The 20,393-nt window shown below is 33.7% G+C and carries 17 protein-coding genes and 1 tRNA gene; 10 read left to right on the top strand and 8 right to left on the bottom strand.

Going from position 1 to position 20,393, the window contains the following annotated elements; translation table 11 throughout:
- Positions 1 to 1,059, bottom strand: a 1,059-nt coding sequence (locus tag H0V01_15115) for a hypothetical protein (protein MBA2584701.1), incomplete at its 3' end; no start/stop codon positions are given.
- A gap of 232 nt (positions 1,060 to 1,291) precedes the next feature.
- Here H0V01_15115 and H0V01_15110 point away from each other — a divergent pair.
- Positions 1,292 to 2,416, top strand: coding sequence for an FAD-binding oxidoreductase (locus H0V01_15110; protein MBA2584700.1), 1,125 nt, complete (start codon positions 1,292 to 1,294; stop codon positions 2,414 to 2,416).
- Between the two features lie 110 nt (positions 2,417 to 2,526).
- On the opposite strand, the gene H0V01_15105 is transcribed toward H0V01_15110, so the two are convergent.
- Positions 2,527 to 3,207 (bottom strand): DUF4294 domain-containing protein, encoded by a 681-nt coding sequence (locus H0V01_15105; protein MBA2584699.1) that lies wholly within the window; start codon positions 3,205 to 3,207, stop codon positions 2,527 to 2,529.
- Between the two features lie 71 nt (positions 3,208 to 3,278).
- The gene (gene accC / locus H0V01_15100; GenBank protein ID MBA2584698.1) at positions 3,279 to 4,757 is read right to left on the bottom strand and encodes an acetyl-CoA carboxylase biotin carboxylase subunit; all 1,479 of its coding nucleotides are present in this window, start codon (positions 4,755 to 4,757) and stop codon (positions 3,279 to 3,281) included.
- A 125-nt stretch (positions 4,758 to 4,882) separates the two neighbouring features.
- Here accC and H0V01_15095 point away from each other — a divergent pair, with 125 nt between their 5' ends.
- The 6 genes from H0V01_15095 (at position 4,883) to H0V01_15070 (ending at position 11,165) form a co-directional block, all read left to right on the top strand.
- On the top strand, positions 4,883 to 6,451 hold the full coding sequence (locus H0V01_15095) for a GH3 auxin-responsive promoter family protein (protein ID MBA2584697.1): 1,569 nt from the start codon (positions 4,883 to 4,885) through the stop codon (positions 6,449 to 6,451).
- 61 nt (positions 6,452 to 6,512) lie between these two features.
- Positions 6,513 to 6,596 (top strand) — tRNA-Leu (locus tag H0V01_15090).
- 161 nt (positions 6,597 to 6,757) lie between these two features.
- Positions 6,758 to 8,698 carry a glycosyltransferase family 39 protein gene (locus tag H0V01_15085; protein ID MBA2584696.1) on the top strand — a complete coding sequence of 647 codons (1,941 nt, stop codon included), beginning with the start codon at positions 6,758 to 6,760 and terminating at the stop codon, positions 8,696 to 8,698.
- Positions 8,685 to 9,749, top strand: a complete 1,065-nt coding sequence (locus tag H0V01_15080) for a CoA transferase (protein MBA2584695.1) — start codon at positions 8,685 to 8,687, stop codon at positions 9,747 to 9,749. The genes H0V01_15085 and H0V01_15080 overlap by 14 nt, the downstream gene beginning before the upstream one ends.
- Positions 9,746 to 10,177, top strand: coding sequence for a GNAT family N-acetyltransferase (locus tag H0V01_15075; protein MBA2584694.1), 432 nt, complete (start codon positions 9,746 to 9,748; stop codon positions 10,175 to 10,177). Before H0V01_15080 ends, H0V01_15075 begins: the two co-directional genes overlap by 4 nt.
- A 76-nt stretch (positions 10,178 to 10,253) precedes the next feature.
- Complete coding sequence (locus H0V01_15070; protein MBA2584693.1) at positions 10,254 to 11,165, top strand: hypothetical protein; 912 nt, start codon at positions 10,254 to 10,256, stop codon at positions 11,163 to 11,165.
- Between the two features lie 7 nt (positions 11,166 to 11,172).
- On the opposite strand, the gene H0V01_15065 is transcribed toward H0V01_15070, so the two are convergent.
- From H0V01_15065 to bioB, 5 genes are read right to left on the bottom strand one after another with little or no spacing between them, the layout of a single operon-like run.
- Positions 11,173 to 11,718 (bottom strand): hypothetical protein, encoded by a 546-nt coding sequence (locus H0V01_15065; GenBank protein MBA2584692.1) that lies wholly within the window; start codon positions 11,716 to 11,718, stop codon positions 11,173 to 11,175.
- Positions 11,711 to 13,033 carry an adenosylmethionine--8-amino-7-oxononanoate transaminase gene (gene bioA / locus H0V01_15060; protein MBA2584691.1) on the bottom strand — a complete coding sequence of 441 codons (1,323 nt, stop codon included), beginning with the start codon at positions 13,031 to 13,033 and terminating at the stop codon, positions 11,711 to 11,713. The genes H0V01_15065 and bioA overlap by 8 nt, the downstream gene beginning before the upstream one ends.
- The gene (gene bioD / locus H0V01_15055; protein ID MBA2584690.1) at positions 13,030 to 13,641 is read right to left on the bottom strand and encodes a dethiobiotin synthase; all 612 of its coding nucleotides are present in this window, start codon (positions 13,639 to 13,641) and stop codon (positions 13,030 to 13,032) included. The genes bioA and bioD overlap by 4 nt, the downstream gene beginning before the upstream one ends.
- The gene (locus tag H0V01_15050) at positions 13,641 to 14,786 is read right to left on the bottom strand and encodes an 8-amino-7-oxononanoate synthase (protein ID MBA2584689.1); all 1,146 of its coding nucleotides are present in this window, start codon (positions 14,784 to 14,786) and stop codon (positions 13,641 to 13,643) included. Before H0V01_15050 ends, bioD begins: the two co-directional genes overlap by 1 nt.
- A 57-nt stretch (positions 14,787 to 14,843) precedes the next feature.
- On the bottom strand, positions 14,844 to 15,845 hold the full coding sequence (bioB, locus tag H0V01_15045) for a biotin synthase BioB (GenBank protein ID MBA2584688.1): 1,002 nt from the start codon (positions 15,843 to 15,845) through the stop codon (positions 14,844 to 14,846).
- A 225-nt stretch (positions 15,846 to 16,070) separates the two neighbouring features.
- Between bioB and trmD the strand changes: the two genes are divergently transcribed.
- The 3 genes from trmD (at position 16,071) to clpB (ending at position 20,176) form a co-directional block, all read left to right on the top strand.
- The gene (gene trmD, locus H0V01_15040; GenBank protein ID MBA2584687.1) at positions 16,071 to 16,766 is read left to right on the top strand and encodes a tRNA (guanosine(37)-N1)-methyltransferase TrmD; all 696 of its coding nucleotides are present in this window, start codon (positions 16,071 to 16,073) and stop codon (positions 16,764 to 16,766) included.
- 101 nt (positions 16,767 to 16,867) lie between these two features.
- The gene (gene rplS, locus H0V01_15035; GenBank protein ID MBA2584686.1) at positions 16,868 to 17,215 is read left to right on the top strand and encodes a 50S ribosomal protein L19; all 348 of its coding nucleotides are present in this window, start codon (positions 16,868 to 16,870) and stop codon (positions 17,213 to 17,215) included.
- 339 nt (positions 17,216 to 17,554) lie between these two features.
- On the top strand, positions 17,555 to 20,176 hold the full coding sequence (gene clpB, locus H0V01_15030) for an ATP-dependent chaperone ClpB (GenBank protein ID MBA2584685.1): 2,622 nt from the start codon (positions 17,555 to 17,557) through the stop codon (positions 20,174 to 20,176).
- Positions 20,177 to 20,393 lie beyond the last annotated feature (217 nt).

Genomic DNA, 20,393 nt, shown 5'->3' with positions numbered 1-20,393 from the left:
GGCCTTGGCTTTGGCTGCTGCATCCGAGGCTGCTTTTGCGTCTGCTTCGGCCTTGGCTTTGGCTGCGGCATCTGCGGCTGCTTTTGCGTCTGCTTCAGCTTTTGCTTTGGCTGCGGCATCTGCGGCTGCTTTTGCGGCTTCTTCGGCTTTTGCTTTGGCTGCGGCATCTGCGGCTGCTTTTGCATCTGCTTCAGCTTTTGCTTTGGCTGCCGCATCCGCGGCTGCTTTTGCGGCTGCTTCGGCTTTTGCTTTGGCTGCGGCTTCTGCGGCTACTTTTGCGGCTTCTTCGGCTTTTGCTTTGGCTGCGGCTTCTGCTGCTGCTTTTGCGTCTGCTTCAGCTTTTGCTTTGGCTGCGGCATCTGCGGCTGCTTTTGCGGCTTCTTCGGCTTTTGCTTTGGCTGCTGCGTCTGCTGCTGCTTTGGCGTCTGCTTCAGCTTTAACTTTAGCCGCTGCTTCTGCAGCTTTAGCCTTTGCCTCTTCAGCTAAAACAACTTCTATTTCTTTAATCTTTTCCTTTGGCCCCTCTTCTTTAGGTTTTATTGCTATTGCCTCAGAATATGCTGATTTTGCTTCTTCGTATTTTTTTGCTGCAAATGCTTTATCGGCTTTAACCATTGCAGCAGTGTATTTTACATTTCTTGCAGCTTCTTCCTTTAGCTTTTTCTCAAGTTCAATTTGCATGGCCTGCACTTGAGCCTGTATAGAACTTGTATATTCTGCATCAAAAACAAAATCTTTTAAAGAAGCATTATAAGTCATTTTACCTATGGGTTGCTTTAAAATAGATACATTTAATCCTTCAACTTCTTGAAAGAGTTCAACCTCTGGTTCTACAATTTTATCAAACTTATCAATATCTGTTTCTGGAACTCCTTTAGTATTCAGGCTTATGGATTTAGAAACATATCCATTTTTGGAATATTTAATTACATATTCTTGGCCAGGTTCAAGATTAATTAAGTTTTTTCCTGTTTTGTCGGTATATATTTTTGAAACTTCAGTTCCATTCTTAATTAACGAAATCTCTACTCCATCCAATTTCTTCTTACCTTCAATCACTGTTGAAAGAACTTCAAATTTCCATTTTTGCTGAGGAAATAATAAGGTACACTGGAGAAAGAAAATTAAAAACAGTAATTTTTTTTTTCCGAACAACCTTTTAAGTAGATTTGGGATTTGATGGGAAAAAATTAATTGCATAATATAAATTACAGTTTTTTCAAGTGCTGTTATGTGTGCAAATATAAAAAAATCACCGCTAAAATTAATATATTTTTCAAACAATAATTAGATGAACTTAAGTTTTTGGGAATGTGAAAGTTTTTTCGCTAATATTGATTTAACAGTAATTGGAAGCGGTATTGTTGGTCTAAATGCCGCAATTTCATACAAAAAAAAATATCCTTTTAAAAAAGTCCTCATCCTGGAAAGAGGTATTTTACCAAGCGGAGCAAGTAGTAAAAACGCTGGCTTTGCCTGCTTCGGAAGTCCATCAGAAATTATTGAAGACCTAACAAAACAAACTGAGGATGAAACATTTGCCTTGGTGGAAAAAAGATGGCTGGGCTTAATTAAACTTAGAAACATGTTGGGTGATAACAACATAAAATATGAGAACAACGGAAGTTTTGAATTATTTACCAATGAAGAATTATTTAATACTTGTGCGGATCGGATACCTTATTTAAATAAACATTTATATTCTATTACAAAACAAAAAGATGTTTACGGAATTGCTGATGAAAAAATAAGTCAATTTGGCTTTAATAACGTTAACCATTTGATTAAAAATAGATTAGAGGGACAAATAGATACAGGTGAAATGATAAAAAACCTGATATTGCTTGCCCAGCAACTCGGAATTATACTAATTAATAATATCGGAATTAGTTCAATTCATGATGAGGGAAAAAAAGTAAGGATTGAAACTTTAACCCAAAACACTTTCACCTCTACCAAGGTTATTGTAGCAACCAATGGATTCGCGAAACAACTTTTCCCTCACCTGGAGGTAAATCCTGCTAGAGCGCAAGTGCTAGTTACTTCAAAAATAAAAAATTTAAAATTAAAAGGCACATTCCATTACGACAGGGGTTATTATTATTTTAGAAATATTGGTCAAAGACTGTTAATCGGGGGTGGAAGAAATTTAGATTTTAAAGGTGAGGAAACTTTTGAATTGGGACTAACGGATACAATTCAACAAAGTCTGGAAAATCTATTGAAAACAACCATAATTCCAGAAACAGAATATACAGTTGATTACAAATGGAGTGGAATTATGGGTATTGGAACAAATAAAACAACTATAGTTAAAAACTTGTCTGAAAACGTAGTTTGTGCTGTAAGGCTTGGTGGAATGGGTGTTGCAATTGGAAGTTTAATTGGTGAGGAGGCTGCAGATTTATGTTTTTAAAATTCATGTTAACGAATACCACCAATTTAAAGGAGATAAAAAACAGATTAAAGGGTTTGAAAAAATAAAATAATTTAAGGAATAATCAATCTTTTGTATCCAGGATTGGATTACACATCTCCTTTCTCAATTAGAATTATAATCTCCTCAATCATTTTATCATCTTCGTCTGCATTATACCTGTCTTTAAGAGATGAACCAAACAATCGTGCAATTGATTGCCACATAAAAGCAGAGAATGTTCCCTTTAAATCCTTTACTAAATCATAGGATGAATTTCCTGTTTCCCTATCAATAAGTTTTATAAGAATTCTACCTTGTCTAATTGTTAAATTTTTTAAATCATTTTCAAATTCAGCTTTCATTTGAATTTCAGCGACTTTCAGAAATTCTTTACGTTCCCTTTCAGTTTTAAACCCTTTTAGAGCAGTATTGTATTCTTTCAGTTTTTCGGATGCTATTTTTGAATAGGGATAGGCTGCTTTAACATCTCTTAGTAACCGGCCATATTTATTTGCTTCTTTTTCAGTTTTAAAAACCCTTGGAGAATAAACAGAAAATTCCTTTAATGTAATAATAGCCAGTGTATCTCCATCAATTACTTTTGCCATAACTGTAGTTCCTGTTGTAATTCCTGCTCTTTTTTTTTGATTAACTAAACTATCGGTTGTAGTTGGATGAATATTAGTATTGAATGAATTTTTGCCACTACTATCCTGTCCATCTGAATCAAAAAAGATGAAAAACAGGATTATTATGCAAAAGATGTCTTTCATAATCAGTTTCAGCACGTTTTTTCAATTATCATACCAATGAATTAAAACAGAAAAAGAAGTTTATTATTATTAGTATGAATTTCAATTCAACTTCTGTTGCGTTTCCAGGAAGAATCTATGTTTTCATTCAAAACTTTTGCAATTGGTTTATTTTTGTTATTGGTTTCAAAAGCAGCTATTATTGCGGCTATTTCTGCTTCATCTTCATGTTCAAAAACTAAAACTTCAGGAACAAAATGCTGTTTTACAAAATGGGTATTGAAATTACCAGAGGTGAAATCAGGATGATTAAGTACATATTTACAAAATCCTAATGTTGTTTCCACTCCTGAAATCTCATATTCATCAATTGCCCTTAACATCCTTGTAATTGCCTCTTGCCTGTTGCTGCCAAAGGCTATCAATTTTGAAATCATGGGATCATAATAAATTGGTATTTCCATGCCTTCCTCAAAACCATCATCAACACGAATACCCATTCCTTGTGGTCGTTTATAGGTATTTAAGGTTCCAATATCAGGTAAAAAATTATTTTTTGGATCCTCAGCATATACCCTTACTTCAATGGCATGGCCATTTATTTTCAAATCTTCCTGGGAAAAAGAAAGTTTTTCACCTCTGGCAATTTTTATCTGCTCTTTAACCAGGTCCAAACCTGTAATCATTTCAGTTACAGGATGCTCTACCTGAAGTCGGGTATTCATTTCAAGGAAATAAAACTTTTTGTTTTCATCTACAAGGAATTCAACAGTTCCTGCTCCAGTATAATTACAGGCACGGCCAACATCAACGGCACACTTACCCATAGCTTCTCTTAATTCAGGTGTTAATACAACTGATGGAGCCTCTTCAATAACTTTTTGATGTCTTCTTTGAATAGAACATTCTCTTTCAAAAAGATGGACATAGTTTCCATGTGAATCTGCAAGTATCTGAATTTCCACATGTCTTGGGCCTGAAACATATCTTTCAATAAAAACAGCACCATTGCCAAAAGCAGAAATTGCTTCGCTAACTGCCAATTTCATTTGTTCTTCAAAGTCCTCAACCTTTTCAACAATTCTCATTCCCTTTCCACCACCTCCAGCCGAGGCCTTTATTAAAACGGGAAATCCAATTTGTGTTGCTACCATTTTGGCTTCATCAATATCGCCAATTGCTCCTTCCGTACCAGGAACCATGGGAATTTGATATTCCTTTGCAGCGGCTTTAGCAGAAAGCTTATCACCCATTATTTCCATTGCCTCAGCAGATGGACCAATAAAAATTATACCATTTTCAATTACTTTTCTTGAAAAACCTGCATTTTCTGATAAAAATCCATATCCGGGATGAATCCCATCAACTTCCAAATTTTTACATACTTCTATAATCTTATCTCCCAATAAATAGGATTCACTTGAAGCTGGCGGGCCAATACAAACAGCTTCATCTGCATATTTTACAAAAGGTGCATTTCTATCTGCCTCCGAAAAAACTGCAACTGTCTTAATATCCATTTCTTTACAGGAACGCATAATCCTTAATGCAATCTCCCCTCTGTTGGCTATCAGTACTTTTTTCATTTTTAAAGATTTTTTTAGTAAATTCAAGAAAGGGTAAATGTAAGTTGAAATTAAACTTTGTCAAAATTGAAAATTAAAAGAATTTCATTTAAGGGGATTCAAAATTTATACTAAAAAGAAAATTTATGGCAGTATTAGGAACTTTGATCAAGAGCTGTATAAAATTATTCAAAAGCATTGAAGGCACTAATAATACTCCTGCTAAAATGCAAATAAATGAGCTTAAAAGTCTACTGAAAAAAGCAAGACATACTGATTTTGGTTTTAAATATAATTTCAATGAAATATTAAAAAGAAATTCAGATGATCATTTATTACACTTATTTAAAGAAAATGTACCTGTATTTACCTATTCCCAAATAAATAAAGAGTGGTGGTCTTTCGCACGCCAGGGTGAAGAAAACGTGTGTTGGCCAGGTAAAGTAAAATATTTTGCAACCAGTTCAGGAACTTCAGAGGCATCAACAAAATATATACCCCTTACACAGGATATGATTAATGCTATCCAAAAAACAGGTGTAAGGCAATTGTTTACACTTGAACATTATGATTTGCCAGAATGTTTTTTTGAGACAGAAGTGCTCATGATAAGCGGATGCACTTCATTAACAGATAAAGGATGTTATTTTGAAGGGGATCTCTCTGGAATACAAGCATTACAACTCCCTTTTTGGTTTAAAGGATTTTATAGACCGGGAAAAAAAATTGCTTCAATTAAAGATTGGTCAGATAAAATTGATGCAATTGCCCGAAATGCTTCAAAATGGGATGTAGGAGTTATTATGGGCGTGCCCTCATGGAATCAAATTTTGCTTGAAAGAATTATTTCTTTTAATAGGGTTAAGAACATCCATGAAATATGGCCAAATCTTAAAATATTTGTTCACGGTGGAGTTGCACTGGAACCATACATGAATGGATTTAACAAATTATTAGGCAAACCCCTAATTTACATGGAAACTTACCTGGCCTCTGAAGGTTTCCTTGCTTATCAATCTCAACCTTCCAATAAAACACTTAGCCTTGTTTTAGATAATGGGGTGTTTTTCGAATTTATAGCTTTTACAGAAGAAAATTTTACCGAAGATGGAGATCTGAAACCTGATTCAATAATTTTATCAATTGATCAAACTCTACCTGATACAGAATATGCAATTTTAATTTCAACATGTTCCGGTGCATGGCGTTATCTTATAGGTGATGTAATAAAATTTACAGGTGATAAACAAAATGAAATTATAATTACAGGACGCACAAAACATTTTTTAAGTTTAATTGGAGAGCATTTAAGTGTTGACAATATGAATGAGGCAATAAGACAAGTTTCAGATGAATTAAAGATTGACATAAGAGAGTTTACAGTTACAGGAGTTCCTTATCAATCCCTATTTGCACATCAATGGTATATAGGTACGGATGATACAACTTCTGCCCAAATAATAAAAGACAAACTCGATAGAAAACTTAAGGAATTAAACAAAGATTATAAAACCAAGCGAAACATTTCATTAAAGGAAATTTATGTAGATGTAATACCAAGTTATTATTTTTATAAATGGTTAAAAATGCAAAATAAGGAAGGTGGACAAAATAAATTTCCTAGAGTATTAAAAGAAGATAAATTAAAAGCATGGCAGGATTTTATAGTATCGGAGCATGCTTTAAGGCAAAACCAGGAGGTAAAAATCCAGTAGTTTATTTTTTAAATAAATTTATCAAAAATTAAAATTCATCCTATATTTGCAGCGATTTTAAGCCCGGGTGGCGAAATTGGCAGACGCACCACCTTGAGGGGGTGGCGACCATTAGGTTGTGCTGGTTCGAATCCAGTTCCGGGCACTCATTTTACAACAATTATCCTTTTTTAATTTTTCTCTCTTTTTAAATAACATTCCTGAAATTCCCCGTTTCTTTCTTTTTATTTCTTTTTCTTAATCCTTTTGCTCTAGTTTTTTATACTTTCGGACTCTGTTTATATTTTTATCACCTGATTAATCAAAATGGATAAAAAAGATAATTATTTGTTTTATTCCTTAATTGCAATTGGTATTGTTTTAAGGTTTATTTCCCCATTTGAAATTCCATTTACACATGATGAGTTTAGTGCATTATTCAGAACCTATTATGACAATTTTAGTGATTTAATCGCCAAAGGTGTGATAGAAACTGACGTTCATCCTGCCGGTGTTCAGGTATTTATACATTACTATGTTATGTTGTTTGGTCGTTCTGAACTTATAGTTAAACTTCCATTTATCTTTTTTGGAATAGGAACCCTTATTTTAGTCTATATTATTGGAAAAAAGTGGTTTAATCCTTTTACCGGCTTGTTGGCTGTTGCATATTGCGCCAGCATTCAATACACAATAATATTCAGTCAAATGGCAAGGCCTTATATTTCAGGTCTTTTTTTCGCTCTGGCAATGGTTTACTATTGGGACAAAATAGTTTTTAAACCAGAAGATAAATTCTTTAAACATTCCGCATTATTTGTACTTTTTAGCGCTATTTGTGCTTACAATCATCATTTTAGTTTGCTGTTTGCAGCAATTGTTGGTCTAACAGGATTGTTTTTTATCAACAAAAAATTTTATGTTAAATACCTCATTTCAGGGGCAATGATATTTGTTTTATATATTCCCCATCTCTCCATTTTTTTTCATCAGTTAAACATTGGAGGGGTTGGAAACTGGCTACCCAAACCTACTTATAATTTCTTTCTGGAATATGTCATGTATATTTTTCATTTCTCCTATTTTGCACTAATACCTGCACTATTTATTTCTCTTTTATCTTTTATTAATCCTTTGAAAGAAAAATTTTTTCGTAATAAATATTGGATAATAGCTGTATTATGGTTTCTAACTCCACTTACCATTGGATTTTTATACTCCTATTATGTAAATCCTGTAATCCAATATTCCGGACTTCTTTTTTCTTTTCCTTTTTTCTTCCTTGTTATTTTTGGAAATATTAAGAATTACAACTTCCCGATTAAATTTATTACTTTAATAACTATTGTTGGAATCAACATTTTTACCCTTGTTGTAAATAGAAATCACTATCAGGTTTTTTACAATTCTTTTTTTAAGGATGCCTTGGTTCAAAACGACAAAAATTACCGGGAGTTTGGAAACCAGGAATATACTGGAATTATCGAATCTTTTGAAGATATTACAAATCATTATTTGAAAACGCTAAATTTAGATTCCACCTTTACCTGGTATTCCAATTTCCCGAATAAAAAGGCATTTTTAGAATTTGTAAGGGATTCGGGCAAAGGCAATCTTTCATTTTCTTTTTTACATGGGAGTGCACATACAATGGTTCCCGGAATAATGGAATATTACCCTCAAGTGCTTGAAAGAAGAGATTATGATGGAGGCACTTCCTATTTTTTTGCAAAAAACAAATTAGTAAATAAATCAATTCGGAATGATATTATTATTTCGAATGATTTTGAAAATACCCTAAATTCCGGTTTTGGTCAAGCATTGGAGAATTTAACTGACATTGTAAGTTATTCAGGAAAACAATCTTTTTTCATGGCATCAGAACAGGAATGGGGCCCAACACTAGAAATAGCTCTTGATAGTGTAATATTTGGACAGTATGATTGTTTTGATGTATCGTTTCGATTATATCAAAACTATATCAAACAAGGCCTTTTGGTTGTACAACTCAAATCGGAAGATACTTTAATTTATTGGGGCGCATCTGAGGTAAATGAATTTCCTGTAACTAACAACTGGTCTAAGGTTTATCATTCCATTAAGTTTTCAGATATAGATACAAAAGGGTTGAAAAACATTAAACTTTCAGCATTTATTTGGAATAAATATCAAAATGAATTTTTTATCGATGACTTTCAAGTACATATAAGGGAAGGCAATCCAATAATTTATGGACTTCATAAAAAAATTAAAAATGAACTTTTTTGAAGGATTAACTGTAATTGAACTGGCAAGTGTTCTGGCAGGACCTGCAACCGGAATGTTTTTTTCTGAACTTGGAGCAAGGGTGATAAAAATTGAAAACCCTTTAACGGGAGGTGATGTAACGCGTCAGTGGAAAACCCAGTCAGAATCACCGCAATCATCTGTTTCCGCCTATTATAGCAGCGTTAATTATAATAAGGAAGTTCATTTTATTGATTTAAATTCAAAACAAGGAAAAAACAAACTTTATGCGCTTTTAAAGAATGCTGATATATTAATATCGAATTTCAAGGAAGGAGATGCTGAAAAACTCGGAATGGATTACAATACCATTAAGAAGTTAAATTCAAAACTCATTTATGCTTTTCTTGGTGGCTTTCCAAAAGGGATTAATAGAGTAGCCTTTGATGTTGTATTACAGGCTGAAACTGGTTTTATGTCCATGAATGGCACAGAACAATCCGGACCTGTAAAAATGCCTGTGGCCCTTATTGATGTATTGGCTGCACATCAATTAAAACAAGCTCTTTTAATTGCTCTCATTCATAAAGAAAGGACTGGGAAGGGCTCATACGTAAGTACAACTTTATATGAATCTGCAATAGCTTCTCTCGTAAACCAGGCTTCCAATTATTTAATGCAGGGAATAGTTCCAAAACCAATAGGATCTATTCATCCTAATATAGCACCTTATGGTGAAACTTTTAGTACAAAGGATGGAAAATCAATCGTTATGGCCATTGGAAGTGATAAACAGTTTAAAAGTTTATGTACTATTTTAAATATATCAGACCAAGAGGATTATAAAACAAACACATGCAGAATTAAAAACCGCAAACAGCTTTCTGATTTATTGACAATTGAATTAAAAAAGCACCATTCAAAGGGACTCATGAAAAAATTTGAAACAAAAAACATACCTGCCGGATTAATTAAAAATTTAGAAGAAGTATTTAATCAACCTGAAGCAAAAAACATGATTCTGGAAGAAAACAATCAGGGACAAGTAACAAAAACAATTAAAAGCATAGCCTTTAAATCAGATTTTTTATGACTATTAAAGAACCTTCCACCCCCCAGGAATATGAGGCATACTATACCCTTAGGTGGAAAGTATTAAGAGAGCCTTGGGGCAAACCCTTGGGAAGTGAAAGAGATGGAATGGAAAAGGATTGTGTTCATGCAATGGCCGTAGATGAGCAAGGTGCACTATTTGGGGTTATTCGCCTTCAGCAAAACAATTCTAATGAGGGCCAGGTTAGGTTCATGGGTGTTGATCAAAATAAAAGAAGTAACGGGGTTGGATCAAGCTTGCTTAAATACATGGAAAATAAAGCCAGGGAAAAAAAAATGACTTCCTTAACTCTACACGCAAGAGAGAATGCAATTAATTTTTATCTTAAAAACGGTTATCAATTAATTGCTAAATCCTATCTTATGTGGGATAGTATTCAACACTTTCTAATGGAAAAAAAATTATAAAAAAAAATTAAGCGATTATTGATTATTTTTTATAATTTTACTTCGATTTTGTAATAAAAACATGTATTTCCCGCTAATGAAGACCCTAGTCACAGTATTATTTTTGTTGTTATTCCTAATTACCGACTCCTTTTCTCAACCTTGGAAAAGAAAAAGGAAGGAAGTAATTTACAGTTTAGGGGCTACCAATTTTCTTGGTGACTTGGGTGGATTAAACAGAACTGCCAGTCCTTTTGTTTTAGACCTGGAACCAGTTATGACTCGACCTGCAGTTGGTTTTGGCTACAGATATACATTAAATCCATACTCAAAAGTACGTGGCTCTGTAATATGGGGTATACTAAAGGGAGACGATCAATTAACTGCTGAACCTTTCAGGAACAACAGAAATTTGCATTTTCGTTCTCATATAGTTGAAATTTCCGGAGTTTACGAAATGTATTTTAATCAGGAACAATCAGGAAACAGGTATAATATTAAAGGAGCAAGGGGAATGCGAGCAAAAAACACAACCTATTATGGTTTTATTGGTTTTGGAGCATTCTATTTTAATCCTAAAGCAGTTTACAATGGCAGCTGGGTTGCGCTTCAACCTTTAGGAACTGAAGGACAAGGACAACCAGGTGGAAAACCTAAATATTCAAGAATAAATGTTGCAATTCCTATGGGCTTGGGTGCACGATACGCAATTGACAGATATTGGAAGATTGGTCTTGAAATAGGATATAGAAAAACATTCACTGATTATATGGATGATGTGGGTGGTAATTATTATGACAATAAAAAGTTAAGGGACCTAAAAGGAGATAAAGCAGCAGATTTAGCAGATCCTAATCTTGGAAAATTCCCATACCAGTATGATGAAAATGGTAAAACTCATCCATCTAATCAAAGAGGGGATATTAAAGGCCGCAATGATGCTTATTTATTTGCAATGTTCTCCCTTAATTATACCCTTCAAAAAAGAAGTTCGAGAGCTAAGTTCTAATACTCTTTTATAGGTATTTTTTTATAAGTTTTACAACTGAAACAGCTTCTGTATTTGTTAACTTTATTCCAAATTTTGTTTTATTGGAATTTTCATCAATACTAATTCTTTCACCTCCAACTACCCAATACGAATTATTCAGGTTTGAGAATATTGAATTGGCGCTTTCTTGGGTTATATTTATGTCTTTAATCGAGGAAATGTTAAAGATTTTCATTTTACCTTTTCCTTTGATAAATCTCCTGTAATTCAATTTACCCTCCATTATGGTCAATTTTTCAAATCCGTATTTCTTCCAAACCCAGGCATAAACAGTAACATATTCAAAATATGCCCAAAAAAGCAGCCATATGAACATGAATGTTTTTTGTTCCCTACTATATTCTCCAAATATTTGGGTTAGAATAACAAGTCCTGCAAATGACCAAAAAACAACCCATGTTGACAACAATGTTTGCTTTAATGGTTCCACATCTGGCGTAATTACTATACTCAGCGATTCTTTTGTTTGAGAAACACTTACTCTTTCACTTAAATATTTTACATTATCCATTTACCCATTGTTGTTGAAGATTGCTTTTTAATGTTCCGTTTTTTAATAAGGTTAAACATTCCTTTATTGCACTATAAATAGTATCCAAATCCTTGTCTGAAATGCAATAAGGAGGAACAATATAGATAATATTGCCCAGTGGCCTAATTACAATTTTTCTTTGAATGAAAAAGGGATAAATGTAATCTTTGAGCTCATTGAAATAGCCTGTTTCATCATCACTGCTTATTTCAATAGCAAGTATAGTTCCTAATTTTCTTAGCTCCCTTATTGTCTTTTTAAACCCGTGTAACGATTTAATAAACTGTTCGTGTTTTTTTTCAATCCGTTTAATGTCATCAAATACAATTGGATTTTCAAAAAGTTCTAAATTGGCAAGTGCTGCAGCACAAGCCAGTGGATTAGCAGTAAAAGAATGACCATGGAAAAATGTTTTGGCTTTATCTCCTGATACAAATTCATTGAAAATTTCATTTGTACATGCAGTAACTCCCAAAGGCAAAGCACCTGCTGTAATACCTTTTGACAGACAAACAATATCTACTACTTTTTGAAGATGATCAATGGCAAAGAACTTACCAGTTCTGCCAAAACCTGTAAAAACCTCATCTGCAATGGTGAGAATATTATGTTTTGAACAAATACCAAGTAATTCTTCAAGAATAGATGGAGAATACATTACCATTCCCGCTGCACCTTGTACCAGGGGTTCAAAAATAAAGGCAGCAACATTGCCAGATTCAGCCAATTCAGTTAATTGTTTGACTGATTTTGCCTCCTTGTTTTTTAATGGTAAATCAATAAACTCAACATCAAACAAGAAAGGAATAAATGGTTTTGTAAAATTATCTCTCGAACTAACGGACATGGCACCAAAAGTATCTCCATGATAACCGTTTTTAAAAGCAATGATTTTTGTTTTTGTTATTCCTTTATTATACCAATATTGAATAGCCATTTTAATTGCAACTTCCACTGCAGTTGAGCCATTATCTGAATAAAATATCTTTCCCAAATTCTTGGGCAGTTTCTCAAGCAGCTTTTCGGCCAGCTCAATGGCAGGAAAGTGGGTGAAACCAGCAAACATAACATGTTCTAGTTTTTGAAACTGCTGATAAACTCGTTCTGCAATCAATGGATGTGAATGACCGTGAATATTTACCCACCATGAGGCTATGGCATCAATATACTCCTGGCCCTTTTCATCATATATATAAGCACCTTTTGCACTGCAAATAGCAATAGGAAGATCCGGTGTTTTATGTTGGGTGTAAGGATGCCAAATAACAGCGGCATCTCTTTTGTTTAGAGTCATATTTTTTTAAAAAGATTTGCGTATTTTAAAATAACTTCCTTATTCATTTCTTTTTCAATAGCAATTCTACCAAGACATTTAAGCCCTGTATATTTTAGAATCAGGTCTTCAGATGAACTTTGGGAAATCCCATTAAAAACAACACCCAGAATATTTATATTTCTTTTAAATAAAGCATCGATTGTTAACAATGAATGATTAATACTTCCCAAATAATTTTTAATAACTACAATTGTTTGGGCATCGAAATGCTGAATCATGTCCAACATTAATTCATGCTCATTTAAAGGAACCATTACTCCTCCTGCACCTTCTATTATCAAATCATTTTCTGTTTTTGGTAATTCTAACTCTTTTAAATATATATTTATTTTCTCTAATTCAGCAGCAGCGTGTGGTGACAAGGGCTGTTCAAGGCAATATTTCTCAGGATGAATAATTGTTTTGGAATTGGAAATCATATTTTTTACAAAATCAGAATCAGTTGTATAAATTGATCCTGTTTGTACTGGTTTCCAATAATCTGCCTGCAGCGCCTCTGTAAGAATTGCAGACACAATAGTTTTCCCAACTTCCGTACCTATTCCTGTTACAAATATCTTTCTCATTAAATAAATTGACCTTTTTTATTCATTATGGAATGAATGATATTAACTAAGGCTGTTAGTTGTTCATCCGTATTAAAGGCATGAATGCATATTCTGATTCTTTCTTTTCCCTTAGGAACAGTAGGGCTTAGGATAGCCCTAATGTCAAAACCATTTTTACGTGCTTCCTCTGCAAAAGATTTTGCCTTTTCATTTCCCGGAATAAGTATACACTGAATTGGACTTGTGCTTTGAATTAACTCAAAAGGATGTTTTAATTTAATATTCCTTCTAAAGTATTCCGTTGCCTTTTTTATCCTCAATAAATCTTTTTCACTATCAATCAATTTCGCATAAGCCGTTTTAATATTAATAAGGGAAGATAAAGGCAGTGCAGTAGTATAAATAAATGGTCGGGAAAAATTAATCAGGTAATCACGAAGATTTTTACTTCCAACAACAATAGCACCGTGACATCCAAGAGCCTTTCCAAAAGTATGGATCCTTGCAAATATTTTTTTTTCCAGTCCTAACTCAACTACTTTTCCTGAGCCATTTTCACCAAAAACTCCTGTTGCATGTGCTTCATCTACTATTAAATAAGCATTATACTGTTCACATATATTAACCATTTCAATTAAAGGAGCAAAATCTCCATCCATAGAATACACGGATTCCACAGCAACAAAAATTCTGCCTTTGGCCCTTTTAATTTTACTGGTAAATTCCTTTATATCATTGTGTTTAAAAGAAAAATGAAAGGCATTACTAAGTCTTATGCCATCTCTTATGGAAGCATGAATATAGGCATCATATATAACTGTATCCCCCTTTTGGGGCAAGGATGAAAGCAAACCAAGATTTGCATCATAGCCAGAATTGAATATTAAACCGGCCTCTGCTTTATGAAATTCTGAAATAAACTGTTCTAATTCTTCAGCATATTTAGTATTACCTGTTATTAAACGAGAACCCGTAGAACCTGTGCTATTAAAATTACATATAGCCATTTCTTCCCATTTCATAGCCTTGTTTGAATAAGCAAAACCCAGGTAATCATTGGATGCAAAGTCAATAAGATTATTTTCCACAGCTAAACTTCTGTACAACCCCTGCTTTTTCCTATAATCTAAACGCTCTGATATGTAATTTTCTATAGGATCCATATACTAAAAGGAGTTGCATTTATTCATGCAACTCCACAACAATGTAAATTAAAAAAATTAAAGGATTGATTCTTCTTTTTTAGTTATTGCTTGTTTGTTATTACTAAAAGGTGCTTTTGGTGTAAGGCCCAGAATTTTAAACATTTCATTATCCTCATTAAAATCAGGATTAGGTGTTGTAAGCAATTTATCACCAGCAAAAATAGAATTTGCTCCAGCCAAAAAACACAATGCCTGGCCTTCAAGAGAAATATTGGTTCTACCTGCTGATAACCTAACCACTGTACCTGGAAAAACCATACGGGCAGTAGCAATCATTCTTACTATGTCCCAAACAGGAACAATGGGCTGGTTTTCAAGTGGAGTACCTTGAACAGCTACAAGTGCGTTAATTGGAACAGATTCGGGATGTGGGTTCATTTTTGCTAAAGTAAAAAGCATTCCTACCCTGTCTTCAACAGATTCACCCATGCCTATAATTCCACCTGAACATATAGTAATATTTGCCTTTCGAACATTTTTCAAAGTATCCAGGCGGTCCTGATAAGTTCTGGTGCTAATAATATTTTCATAATTTTCTTCAGAAGTATCCAGGTTGTGGTTGTATGCATACAATCCTGCATCAGCTAATCTTTCGGCCTGAGATTCTGTTAACATACCAAGTGTACAACAAACCTCCATGTTTTTTCCATTAATTGCCTTTACCATTTCAAGAACGGTATCAAAATCCTTATTATCTCTTACTTCTCTCCATGCAGCTCCCAAACACATTCTTGATGCTCCTGAGTTTTTTGCATTTTCTGCCATTACCAATACCTCATTAACAGGCATTAATTTATGAACTTTCACATCAGTATGATACCTTGCAGCCTGTGGACAATAGGAACAATCCTCAACACAACCACCTGTTTTAATTGATACAAGCGAACTTACCTGCACTTGATTGGGTTCATGGTGCGTTCTATGTACATTCGAAGCTTTATGAATAAGCTCCAAGAGCGGTGTGTTATAAATTTCTAAAATTTCTTGTTTGGTCCAGTTGTATCTGATTTCAGCCATTGTTTATGTATTTTAATTTACAAATATATCAGATTTATTTCCAGAATTGATAAATATAAAGGCATTTTTTATGCAACAACTTTTATCTCATTTTACAAACCGATTGATTTATGTTTTTTAGATTTTGGTTCAATAAATACTTTAAATTAATGATAATTGCGTTATTTCAATAAACAAATAGATGGTTAATTCTATTTAATATACTTTTACAAAAAATAATTTTACATGAGAATAGATATTCTAACTGTCTTGCCCCAGTTGCTTGATAGTCCCTTTTCTGATTCTATTATTAAAAGAGCACAATCAAAGGGTTTGGCGGAAATTCATTTGCACAATATCAGGGATTATTCCTCAAACAAACATAAAACTATTGATGATGCACCCTATGGAGGCAGCGCGGGTATGGTTATGATGATTGAACCCATTGCCAAATGCATAGAAAAGCTACAGGAGCAAAGAATTTATGATCAAATCATTTATATGACACCTGATGGCATTCAACTTCAACAATCAATAGCCAATAAATTGTCCTCTATGAAAAACATTATTATTCTTTGTGGACATTATAAAGGAATTGATCAAAGAGTAAGAGACAAATATATTACCATGGAAATTTCAATTGGAGATTACGTGTTAACAGGAGGTGAATTAGCCGCAGCAGTATTGTGTGATACTATAATAAGAGTAATACCAGGGGTTTTAAATGATGAAACCTCTGCCCTATCAGATTCTTTTCAGGATAATTTATTAGCTCCTCCTGTTTACACACGACCTGCTGATTATCAAGGTTTAAAAGTTCCGGAAATTCTTCTCTCAGGCAATTCCAAAATCATTGACCAATGGAGACATGAGCAATCCTTGAAAAGAACCTTGGAAAGAAGACCTGACCTTCTAAACAGAGAAAAGGAAAAAAAATCATGATTAGCAGAATATTTTTTGAAATGTTCTGTTTATTGAAAATATTTCCGTAAACTTGCAGCCCTGAAAAAGGGATAGTATTTGATATTAAAAAAACTAAAAAAATGGAATTAGTTAAATTTGTTGAGAACGAATTAAGCACAAAACCCGAATTTCCGGCTTTCAAGGCTGGTTATACTGTAACAGTGCATTACAAAATAAAAGAAGGTGAAAAAATGAGAATTCAGCAGTTTCAAGGTGTTGTAATTCAGAGAAAAGGCTCTGGTGTTACTGAAACTTTTACTGTTAGAAAAATTTCAAACAATATTGGTGTTGAAAGAATTTTCCCTATTACTTCTCCTTTTATTGACAAAATTGAAGTGAATAAAGTAGGCGTTGTTAGAAGGGCGAGAATATTTTATATCAGAGAATTAACTGGTAAAAAAGCAAGACTTAAAGAGAAAAAAAGATAATACAATTCCAATTTTTCTAATGAATAAAAAAGACCGGTTCTTCTGAACCGGTCTTTTTTATTTTGTTCTTCTTAATAAAGCTAAACGGATCATTTAACTGGGAAAGAGCGTAAAGCAAAAATCTTTGCTGTCTTTGAGACCTTATAGCTTTTCATTTCTTTTGGGGGAATTGTTAATAGAATGATTTTTTTATTTTTCCTATGTTTAATCCAAAACAGCAGCACAAATAGCCAAAATGACAGCAAGGCTTGAATTTGTGTGTCATTTTTTCCACTTAACTCCTTAAAATCAAAAGGTATAAAAATTGATTTGGCATTCTAAATTAAAGAAAAAGAATTTATGAATCTGAATAATTTCACAATCAAATCCCAGGAAGCAATCCAAAATGCTATGCAAATTGCTGCTTCTGGTAATAATCAGGCTATAGAAACAGGACATATATTAATAGGATTATTAGAAAGCGATAATACTGTTGTTCCTTTTTTATTAAAAAAATGCAATGTTAATATCCTCGTTTTCAGAAAAACGTTGGATAGTATTATTGACTCCTATCCTAAAGTTTCGGGGGGAGCTGCACCGTATTTATCAGCTCCTGCAAATAAAGCATTAAGCAAAGCATCAAACTATCTTAAAGAATATGGGGATGAATATGTTTCAATTGAACATATATTACTAGGAATTCTGGCAGGAAGTGATAGTGTTGCTCAAATGATGAGGGACAATGGCATAAGTGAAAAGGATTTAAAAAAAGCAATAACAGAGTTACGTAAAGGATCAAAAGTAACTAGCCAAAGTGCTGAAGAAACCTATGATGCATTAAATAAATATGGAAAAAACCTGAATGAACTTGCTCAAAATGGAAAACTTGACCCTGTTATAGGCCGGGATGAGGAAATCAGAAGGGTTTTACAGATTTTATCCAGAAGAACAAAAAACAATCCTATTTTAGTTGGAGAGCCTGGAGTTGGTAAAACTGCAATTGCAGAAGGCCTTGCTCACCGTATTATAAACGGTGATGTTCCTGAAAATCTTAAATCCAAACAAATATATTCACTTGATATGGGAGCCTTAATAGCAGGTGCCAAATATAAGGGAGAATTCGAAGAGAGGCTTAAAGCTGTTATTAAAGAAGTAACAAGTGCAGAAGGTGAAATAATAATGTTTATTGATGAGATTCATACATTAATAGGTGCAGGAGGTGGTGAAGGTGCTATGGATGCTGCGAATATTTTAAAACCAGCCCTTGCAAGAGGTGAACTGCGTGCTATTGGAGCAACTACCCTAAATGAGTTTCAAAAATATTTTGAAAAAGACAAAGCCCTGGAACGGAGATTTCAAAAAGTAATGGTGGATGAGCCTTCAGCTGAAGATGCAATTTCAATTTTAAGAGGAATTAAAGAAAAATATGAAACCCACCACAAGGTTCGAATTAAAGATGAGGCGATTATTGCATCTGTTGAATTATCCCAGCGTTATATTACGGATAGATTTTTACCTGATAAAGCCATTGACCTTATTGATGAGGCTGCATCTAAATTAAGGCTTGAAATAAATTCAATGCCCGTTGAACTTGATGAAGTAGAAAGAAAGATAAAACAACTTGAGATTGAAAGGGAAGCCATTAAACGTGAAAATGACAATGAAAAATTAAAGAATCTTACTGAAGAAATTGCGAATCTTAATGATGAGCGAAATAAATTAAAATCCCAATGGCAGCACGAAAAAGAAATTGTTGAGGGTATCCAGAGAGAAAAAGAAAATATTGAACACCTAAAACTGGAGGCAGATCAAGCTGAGCGATCAGGAGATTATGGAAAAGTTGCAGAAATAAGGTATGGAAAAATCAAGGAAGCTGAAATAAGCCTTGAATCTTATAAACAAAAGCTTAAGGACTTGCAAGCTGATGGTTTTTCAATGATAAAGGAAGAGGTAACTAGTGAAGACATTGCGGGGGTTGTTTCCAGATGGACAGGAATTCCAGTTAGCAGGATGTTGCAAAGCGAAAGAGAAAAACTCTTACACCTGGAAGATGAACTTCACAAACGTGTTGTTGGACAAAATGAAGCAATTGAGGCCATATCCGATGCAGTAAGAAGAAGTCGTGCTGGATTGCAGGATGAAAAAAAACCCATTGGCTCCTTTATTTTTCTTGGGACTACTGGTGTTGGAAAAACAGAATTGGCAAAGGCATTGGCAGAATTTCTGTTTAACAATGAGAACAGTATTACAAGAATAGATATGAGTGAATACCAGGAGAGGCATTCTGTTTCCAGATTAATTGGAGCCCCTCCTGGATATATTGGCTATGAAGAAGGCGGACAACTGACTGAGTCAGTTAGAAGAAAACCATATTCAGTTGTGCTGCTTGACGAAATAGAAAAAGCCCATCCCGATGTATTTAATATTCTACTTCAAGTACTTGATGATGGCAGACTTACTGACAACAAAGGCAGGGTTGTTAATTTCAAAAACACTATTATTATAATGACTTCCAACATAGGTTCTCATATTATACAAGACCATTACAGCAAATTAGATGATTTTGAACCAGAGCAAATGATGGCTAAAGCAAAAAGGGAAGTGTTTGATTTGCTGAAAATATCCTTACGTCCGGAATTTTTAAACAGAATTGACGAAGTTATAATGTTTACACCTTTAAACAGGGAAGATGTAAAGAAAATAGCAGAATTACAATTCAATGCTATTGTAGAAAGGTTAAAAGCAAACAATATAAAATTAACAGCAACAGATGATGCATTGGATTGGCTCGCTCAATTAGGATATGATCCGCAATTCGGAGCAAGGCCACTTAAAAGAGTTTTGCAAAAACATGTGCTTAATGAATTGTCTAAACAAATACTTGCCGGAAAAATAAAGGAAGAATCAATAATTGTATTGGATGTATTTGACAAGGAATTTGTTTTTCGAAATCCCATCAAAGAAATAGAGGTGGTTAAATAAGGCTTCTTTTAAGGTTGAATTTGGGATGCTTATGCATAGTATAATACAGGTTTTTTTGTGAAATTTCTTCTGATTTTCAACCCCCGACTTCGGATCAAGCGGAAAAGTTGGGGGCTGCAAATTTCTAAGCATAAATATTTGCTAATCTGAACAAGAAAAAACTTACATTTCTAACTCCTCTAAAAGCAGACCTAAAAGCTTTTATTTTTGCATTGAA

The organism is Bacteroidota bacterium (genome assembly GCA_013696965.1).
In the GTDB taxonomy this organism is placed as follows: Bacteria; Bacteroidota; Bacteroidia; order JACCXN01; family JACCXN01; genus JACCXN01.
This window is presented reverse-complemented; position numbering and strand designations above follow the sequence as displayed.

Excerpts from the sequence above, each read along its gene's own strand:
- H0V01_15110 (MBA2584700.1), top strand. The coding sequence starts at position 1,292 with ATGAACTTAAGTTTTTGGGAATGTGAAAGTTTTTTCGCTAATATTGAT.
- accC (MBA2584698.1), bottom strand. The coding sequence starts at position 4,757 with ATGAAAAAAGTACTGATAGCCAACAGAGGGGAGATTGCATTAAGGATT.
- H0V01_15095 (MBA2584697.1), top strand. The coding sequence starts at position 4,883 with ATGGCAGTATTAGGAACTTTGATCAAGAGCTGTATAAAATTATTCAAA.
- H0V01_15085 (MBA2584696.1), top strand. The coding sequence starts at position 6,758 with ATGGATAAAAAAGATAATTATTTGTTTTATTCCTTAATTGCAATTGGT.
- H0V01_15080 (MBA2584695.1), top strand. The coding sequence starts at position 8,685 with ATGAACTTTTTTGAAGGATTAACTGTAATTGAACTGGCAAGTGTTCTG.
- H0V01_15075 (MBA2584694.1), top strand. The coding sequence starts at position 9,746 with ATGACTATTAAAGAACCTTCCACCCCCCAGGAATATGAGGCATACTAT.
- H0V01_15070 (MBA2584693.1), top strand. The coding sequence starts at position 10,254 with ATGAAGACCCTAGTCACAGTATTATTTTTGTTGTTATTCCTAATTACC.
- H0V01_15065 (MBA2584692.1), bottom strand. The coding sequence starts at position 11,718 with ATGGATAATGTAAAATATTTAAGTGAAAGAGTAAGTGTTTCTCAAACA.
- bioA (MBA2584691.1), bottom strand. The coding sequence starts at position 13,033 with ATGACTCTAAACAAAAGAGATGCCGCTGTTATTTGGCATCCTTACACC.
- bioD (MBA2584690.1), bottom strand. The coding sequence starts at position 13,641 with ATGAGAAAGATATTTGTAACAGGAATAGGTACGGAAGTTGGGAAAACT.
- H0V01_15050 (MBA2584689.1), bottom strand. The coding sequence starts at position 14,786 with ATGGATCCTATAGAAAATTACATATCAGAGCGTTTAGATTATAGGAAA.
- bioB (MBA2584688.1), bottom strand. The coding sequence starts at position 15,845 with ATGGCTGAAATCAGATACAACTGGACCAAACAAGAAATTTTAGAAATT.
- trmD (MBA2584687.1), top strand. The coding sequence starts at position 16,071 with ATGAGAATAGATATTCTAACTGTCTTGCCCCAGTTGCTTGATAGTCCC.
- rplS (MBA2584686.1), top strand. The coding sequence starts at position 16,868 with ATGGAATTAGTTAAATTTGTTGAGAACGAATTAAGCACAAAACCCGAA.
- clpB (MBA2584685.1), top strand. The coding sequence starts at position 17,555 with ATGAATCTGAATAATTTCACAATCAAATCCCAGGAAGCAATCCAAAAT.